General features: G+C 75.2%; 7 protein-coding genes and 1 pseudogene. 2 read left to right on the top strand and 6 right to left on the bottom strand.

The window, feature by feature from the left end; translation table 11 throughout:
* The 4 genes and pseudogenes from I4I78_RS28480 to I4I78_RS28465 form a co-directional block, all read right to left on the bottom strand.
* A pseudogene (locus I4I78_RS28480) lies at positions 1–1,726 on the bottom strand (hypothetical protein); the annotation flags it as partial.
* Positions 1,727–1,756: 30 nt separating this feature from the next.
* Entirely contained in the window at positions 1,757–2,476 is a 720-nt protein-coding gene (locus I4I78_RS28475) for a hypothetical protein (protein WP_218614591.1), read from the bottom strand.
* A 1-nt stretch (position 2,477) separates the two neighbouring features.
* On the bottom strand, positions 2,478–2,933 hold the full coding sequence (locus tag I4I78_RS28470; RefSeq protein WP_218614590.1) for a RidA family protein: 456 nt from the start codon (positions 2,931–2,933) through the stop codon (positions 2,478–2,480).
* Positions 2,930–3,100 carry a DUF4177 domain-containing protein gene (locus tag I4I78_RS28465; protein ID WP_218614589.1) on the bottom strand — a complete coding sequence of 57 codons (171 nt, stop codon included), beginning with the start codon at positions 3,098–3,100 and terminating at the stop codon, positions 2,930–2,932. Before I4I78_RS28465 ends, I4I78_RS28470 begins: the two co-directional genes overlap by 4 nt.
* 116 nt (positions 3,101–3,216) lie before the next feature.
* Between I4I78_RS28465 and I4I78_RS28460 the strand changes: the two genes are divergently transcribed.
* Together I4I78_RS28460 and I4I78_RS28455 are read left to right on the top strand one after the other, a co-directional pair.
* Complete coding sequence (locus tag I4I78_RS28460; protein ID WP_218614588.1) at positions 3,217–4,239, top strand: ArsA-related P-loop ATPase; 1,023 nt, start codon at positions 3,217–3,219, stop codon at positions 4,237–4,239.
* Complete coding sequence (locus I4I78_RS28455; RefSeq protein WP_218614587.1) at positions 4,236–5,396, top strand: ArsA family ATPase; 1,161 nt, start codon at positions 4,236–4,238, stop codon at positions 5,394–5,396. The genes I4I78_RS28460 and I4I78_RS28455 overlap by 4 nt, the downstream gene beginning before the upstream one ends.
* 8 nt (positions 5,397–5,404) lie before the next feature.
* Here I4I78_RS28455 and I4I78_RS28450 read toward each other — a convergent pair whose 3' ends face one another.
* Together I4I78_RS28450 and I4I78_RS28445 are read right to left on the bottom strand one after the other, a co-directional pair.
* Positions 5,405–6,103 (bottom strand): class I SAM-dependent methyltransferase, encoded by a 699-nt coding sequence (locus I4I78_RS28450; protein ID WP_308252419.1) that lies wholly within the window; start codon positions 6,101–6,103, stop codon positions 5,405–5,407.
* Between the two features lie 65 nt (positions 6,104–6,168).
* A complete protein-coding gene (locus I4I78_RS28445) occupies positions 6,169–6,486 on the bottom strand; it encodes a WhiB family transcriptional regulator (protein ID WP_218614592.1) in 318 nt (105 codons plus the stop codon).
* Between the last annotated feature and the right edge of the window lie 6 nt (positions 6,487–6,492).

The following is a 6,492-nucleotide window of genomic DNA, read 5'->3' as shown; positions in this document are numbered from 1 at the left end:
CCCGGTCCCAGGCGTCCTCACCCGGGTACGCGGTGTCTGCCACCGGTCCCGCGGTGGCCCGGACCTCCGCCCCGGGGCCGGGAACGACGACCGGGCCGTCGGGGCCAGCGGCGTCGGCGACAGCCCCGTGGGGGACAGCGCCGTCCGGGACCGCGCCGTCGGGGGCAGGTTCGTCGGAGACAGGTCCCTGGGGGACGGGGCCGTCGGGCCGGTCCAGCCGGGTGTCGAGCAGCGGGCGGTCGAGCGGCCCGTCCAGGGCGTCGTCGGACCGGGGCACCGCGATCGGCCCGGTGGGGGGAACGGGGTGCACACCGTCGACGGGACGCCATCCGTCCGCCGGCGTCGGCACACCGTTCGCGACCGGTTCCGGATCGACACCGTGATCCCCGACCGGTCCCGCCGGCGGGTCGGCGAACCACTCCGTGCTCTCCGGGCCGGACGCGGTCCGACGCGGCGCCGGTCGCGGGGCGGGGTGCCCGTCCACCGCCCGGTCGGTGCCGGCACCCGGACGCGGGACGTCGTCGGCCGCTGCGTACGTCTCCACGCGGTCGCCGTCGTCGGTCCGCGGCGCCGTGGCGGGGAACGGATGCGCGGGAGTATCGAGGTCCGGGCCCTGAGGGCCCTCGTCGAAGGGTCCGGCGCCGGGTGCGGGACCGGACGGCGATCCGCTCGGTCCGGATCCGGGTCGCTCCATCCCGCGCGAGGGCGTCGAGGCCTCCGGCGCGGACGCGTCGTCGACGGTGTGCCCGATGGCCGCGCCCGTGGCGGCGACTCCAGTAGCAGCCGCGCCCGTGGCGGCGACTCCCGTAGCGGCCGCGCCCGTGGCGGCGACTCCCCCGGCGGCCGCGTCACCGTCGGCGGAGCCGTTGTCGACGACGTCACCTGCGGTGCTGCGCGCGGCGCCACCGTCGGGGGCGTCCGGAGCCGGCGGGAGGTCCCGGTCGGTCAGGAGCTCGTCGGCGACGCCATCGGCAAGGTCCGACCCGGCAGCGCCCGGCCCGCCCGGCCTCGCAGCGCCCGTACCGGAAGCCGGGAGGCCGGGGCCGGGCCCGGCCGTCGCGGGATGTCCCGGCGCCGCGGGCGTCGCGGGAGGTGCCGGCGAGGGCGCGTCCTCGCCGGCCGCCGGGTCCAGTGGGAGGGCCTCGGACAGGGCGGCCAGGTGGTAGGGCGGCAGCGCCGTCCCGTCGACGAACGCCTCCACCGAGGCGGGAACGCCGGCCCGGGCCAGCGCCGCGCCGAGCTGGTAGGCGAGCACCTCGACCGGCCCGCCGGTCTGCACGGCGGCCAGCAGCACCGGATGCGGCAGCGGCCCCGGTGCGGCCCCGGCCGGCGTCAGCCGCCAGGCCAGCGACACCCGGGCCCCGCTGCGCGCGACCACCGGCAGGTTCGTCCCGATCCCGGCGACCCGCACCGCGACGTCGGCCGGCCCGGCCTCGGCGGCGAACCGGTGCGCCGTCTCCCCCGGCGGGACGCCCGGGGGCAGGACCCGGTCGGCGTGCGGCTCCACCCGCAGCCCGACGGCCGCCTCGACCAGCGCCGCCCGCACCGGCGACGGCAGCGCGGTCCGCCCGGCGGCCAGCGAGGCCACCAGCAGCTCCAGCGCCGGGACCTCCTCGCCGACGGCGACGAGCTCGCGTCCGGTGGCCAGCAGGTCGTCGTCCACCCACCCGGCCAGGGCCAGCAGCAGCTCGTGCGCGGTCGGGGCCGCAGCCACGGTCTCGGACATGGAGTGTCTCCTTCGCCGGACGACCTGGGGTCAGGTCCCGGTCAGCGCGCCCGAGAGGGTCCCGGTCGCGGGGGCACCGGCCTCCTGGCCGGGAACGGGTGCGGCATCGGCCGGATGCGCCGGCGCCGCCCAGAGCGTCACCGAGCCGACGAACGCGGCCTGGTGGTACGCGGGGACGTCCATCTCGAGGGGCAGGACCTCGACGCACGGCGTCCGGTCGCCGTGCACCCGCAGCAGTCGTTGCAGCGTCGCGGTCAGCTCCCAGGGACGGTCGGCGCCGAGCACCAGCAGCACCCGCTGCTCCCCGCGGTGCCCATGCTCGTTCCGCCGGCGCTCCTCTCGGTACCCCCGCAGGCTCTGCCGCAGCTCCTCGACACCGGGATGCCCGGCCACCACCGACGTCGCCGACAGCGCCGCCAGGTCGGGCAGGCCGTGCCCGGCCGCGAACGCCGTGCACGGCTCGTCCAGCTCGGCGATCGGCAGGATCGCGTCCACCAGCCGCCGCGAGCGCGAGCGCTCGTCCACGCAGCGGGCCAGCAGGTCACGCTCGTGGTCGGTCAGGCCGAGCCGGTGCCGCAGCAGGGCACGCGGCAGCACCGCGTCCACCGAGTCGCGCGCGCCGGCCGCCAGCCAGTCCCGCAGGCGCCAGAGCAGGTCGTCGGGCAGGCGCCCGGCCAACCGGACCAGCAGCTCGTGCCCGGCCTCGACCGGTGCGGGACCGTCGACGCTGCCGGGGGCGCCCGCGGTCATCTCAGCCGACCTCCACGATCAGCTCGACCTCGACCGGCGCGTTCATCGGCAGCTCGGCCACACCCACCGCGGACCGGGCGTGCGCACCGGCCTCGCCGAACACCTCGCCCAGCAGGTCGGACGCGCCGTTGATCACCTTGGGCTGCCCGCCGAAGTCCGGCGAGGAGGCGACGAACCCGACGACCTTGACGATCCCGGTGACCGAGTCCAGCCCCACCAGCGCATCGACGGCGGCGAGCGCGTTCAGGGCGCAGATCCGGGCCAGGTCGTAGGCCTCCTCGGCGGAGACGTCCCCGCCGATCTTGCCGGTCTTCGGGAGCTTGCCGTCCACGAACGGGACCTGCCCGGAGGTGAACACGAGGTTCCCGGAACGGCGGGCCGGGATGTAGGCGCCGGCAGGCGCGGCGACCGACGGGAGGCTCAGGCCGAGCTCGCGCAGCTTCTCCGACGGGCTCATGCCTGGACCGGGCGCTTGAAGAACGCCACCAGCTGTTCGGCGTTCGCGCCGCTGGTCACGGTGACCAGCTCCCAGCCGTCCTGGCCGAAGTTGTCCAGGATCGCCTTGGTGTTGTGGATCAGCAGCGGTGCGGTCAGGTATTCCCACTTGGTGGCCGGGGAGCTCATGTCACGGAACTGTAATGGCCGTACGTCCGTCCGATCCGCCCGCCTCGACGGGCGGTGGGATGTGAGCGACGGCCGTCACCGGGCCGCAGGCCCACGAGCTACGTACCCTGACCGACGTGACGACGACCGGTTGGCCAGACCCCCTGTCGACGGCGCGGCTGCACGTGGTGTCCGGAAAGGGCGGTACCGGCAAGACGACGGTGGCCGCCGCGCTCGCGCTCGCGCTGGCCACCGGCGGCAAGCGCACGCTGCTGGTCGAGGTGGAGGGCCGCCAGGGCATCGCCCAGGTCTTCGACACGCCGCCGCTGCCCTACGAGGAGCGCCGGATCGCGGTCGCGCCCGGCGGCGGTGAGGTGCGCGCGCTCGCGGTGGACGCCGAGGCGGCGCTGCTGGAGTACTTCGAGATGTTCTACCGGCTCGGGGTGGCCGGGCGGACGCTGCGCCGGATGGGCGCGGTCGAGTTCGCCACCACGCTGGCGCCGGGCCTGCGCGACGTGCTGCTCACCGGCAAGGCCAAGGAGTGCGTCAGCCGCACCGACCGGGACGGGCGCCCGGTCTACGACGCGGTCGTGCTCGACGCCCCGCCGACCGGCCGTCTGGTCACCTTTCTCGACGTCACCCGCGCGATGGCCGACCTGGCCAAGGCCGGGCCGATCCACGGTCAGGCCGAGGGGGTCGTCGAGCTCCTGCACTCCCCGCGCACCGCCGTGCACCTGGTCACGCTGCTGCAGGACCTGCCGGTCACCGAGACCCTGGAGACCGTCACCGAGCTGCAGGAGGCCGGTCTGGGAGTCGGCACCATGATCGTCAACCGGATGCGCGAGCAGTGGCTGCCCGACCGCTCGGTCACCGCCGCCGCGCACGGGCGGGTGGACGCCTCCCGCGTCCGCACCGGGCTGGCCGGCGCCGGGATCGACCTGGCCCCCGACGAGATCGACGGCCTGGTGGCCGAGACCGTCGAGCACGCCGTCCGGGTCGCCGGCGAGGCCGCCGCGCTGCAGCGCCTGGCGAACGAGCCGGACCCGCCGCTGCCGCGGGTCACGCTCCCGCAGCTGCTCGGCGGGGTGGACCTGGGCTCGCTCTACGAGCTCGCGGAGACACTGACCGCACAGGGTGTGCGTCTGGAGGCACGCGCGTGACCCGCGGTACCGAACTCGACGTCGACACGCTGATCGACGACCCGGGCACCCGCGTCGTCGTGTGCTGCGGCTCCGGTGGGGTCGGCAAGACGACGACCTCGGCCGCCCTGGCCCTGCGCGCCGCCGAACGCGGACGGACGGTGGTCGTGCTGACCATCGACCCGGCGCGACGCCTGGCCCAGGCACTCGGCCTGGACGAGCTGAGCAACGAGCCCAGCACCGTCCCCGACGTCGGCCGGCCCGACGACGGCCGGCTGAGCGCGATGATGCTGGACATGCGCCGGACCTTCGACGAGATGGTCGAGGGCCACGCCCCGCCGGACCGGGCCCAGAAGATCATCGAGAACCCCTTCTACCAGACCATCTCCACGTCGTTCTCCGGGACGCAGGAGTACATGGCGATGGAGAAGCTGGGCCAGCTCGTCGCGTCCGGGACGTGGGACCTGGTCGTCGTCGACACGCCGCCGTCGCGTTCGGCCCTGGACTTCCTCGACGCCCCGCAGCGGATGTCGAAGTTCCTCGACGGGCGCATGATCCGGCTGCTCTCCTCACCGGCGCGGGCCGGCGGCCGGGGCATCCGCAAGCTGGTCGGGGCCGGTTTCGGGCTGTTCGCGAAGGTCGTCTCGACGATCCTCGGCGGGCAGATGCTGGCCGACGCGTCGGCGTTCGTGCAGGCGTTCGACACGATGTTCGGCGGGTTCCACGAACGCGCCGAGCGGACCTACGCGCTGTTGCGCTCGCCCGGAACGGCGTTCCTCGTCGTCGCCGCGCCGGAGGCGGACGCGCTGCGCGAGGCCGCCTACTTCACCGACCGCCTCGGCAGCGAGGACATGCCGCTGGCCGGGCTGGTGCTCAACCGCACGCACCCGGTGCTGGCCCCGGTCTCGGCGGCCCGGGCCCGGGCCGCCGCGGAGAACGTCGGCGGCGCCGGCTCGCAGATCGCCGCGGCCGTGCTGCGCCTGCACGCCGACCGGGTCGAGCTCTCCGAGCGCGAGGAGCACCTGCTCACCCGCTTCGCCGCCGCGCACCCGTCGGTGCCGGTGGTGCGGGTGCCCTCGATCGCCGAGGACATCGCCGACCTGGACGGCCTGCGCCGGGTGGGGGAGCTCCTGGCCGGCCACGACAACACCGGGACCACGGCCGCCGCCGGCAGCTGAGACGCCGGTCAGGGCAGGTTGAACCAGATCATCGGGTTCTTCGTGCTGCTCCGCGCCCCGGTCAGGCCGAGCTCGGCCCGGACCTCGTTGACGGCCTCGAACGTCGCCGGCGAGTTCAGGCGCGCCGCGGTGAAGTGCGGCACCGAGCGGTCGGCGAGCCACTTCACGACGACCTGGCCCTCGGACCAGAATCGTGCGCCGCGCCCGTGGAAGACATCGTGCACGCTGACCGGGGTCCCGGAGGTCATCCGGGGGAACAGGTTGTCGACGTACCAGCGGCCGAACTTCTTGCCGTGGTCGGCGTCGATGAACAGGTAGTCGGTGTCCGCGGGCAGCGCGTCGAGGTCGTCCTTGACGTCGCCCTGCCGGAAGGTCCACCGGCCGTCCGCGAGTTCGGCCGGCACGGTGCGGCGCACGTGGTCGACCATGTCGAACGAGTGCAGGTGCCCGGTGCCGTTGTCGCGCAGCGCGCTGAGCAGCCACGTCGTCGACCAGCCGTAGAACGTGCCGATCTCCACCACGTGCTCCGGGCGGTACTCGCGCAGCAGCAGGTAGGTGATCTCGGCCTCGAGGTCGTCGAGCTGCGGGGTGACCGTCCCGGCGTTCGCGGCCAGGAACGCGCGCTGCTGCTCCACCACCGACGCGAGGTCGGAGGTGTACTTCCGGTAGAGGCCGGAGACGAACTCCAGCTCGCCGGTCGCGATCACGAGCGTCCTCCTGCGGGTCGGGAGCGATGAAGGTACCGACCCGGCACGGGCGGCCGCCGTTCAGGTCAGGCGCTGCGCGACGCGCCCCCGGCGTAGTGCTCGGTCCGCGCCCGGCCCAGCAGGCGAGCCCAGGACCGGACGTCCGGGCGCCGCCGCAGCAGCGCGCGCCGCTCCCGCTCGGTCATCCCGCCCCACACGCCGAACTCCACCTGCTGGTCCAGCGCGTGCGCCAGGCACTCGGTGCGGACCGGGCAGGAGAAGCAGAACTCCCGCGCGTCGCGCTGCTCGGCGCCGGTGACGAACAGGTCGTCGGAGTCGGTGGTGCGGCAGCGGGCCGCGGCGCGCCAGTTCCAGGTCGGCAGGCTCACCGGCTTGCCGGTCATGCGCAG

The sequence above is a fragment of the Pseudonocardia sp. KRD291 genome, assembly GCF_019263595.1.
In the GTDB taxonomy this organism is placed as follows: Bacteria; Actinomycetota; Actinomycetes; order Mycobacteriales; family Pseudonocardiaceae; genus Pseudonocardia.
This window is presented reverse-complemented; position numbering and strand designations above follow the sequence as displayed.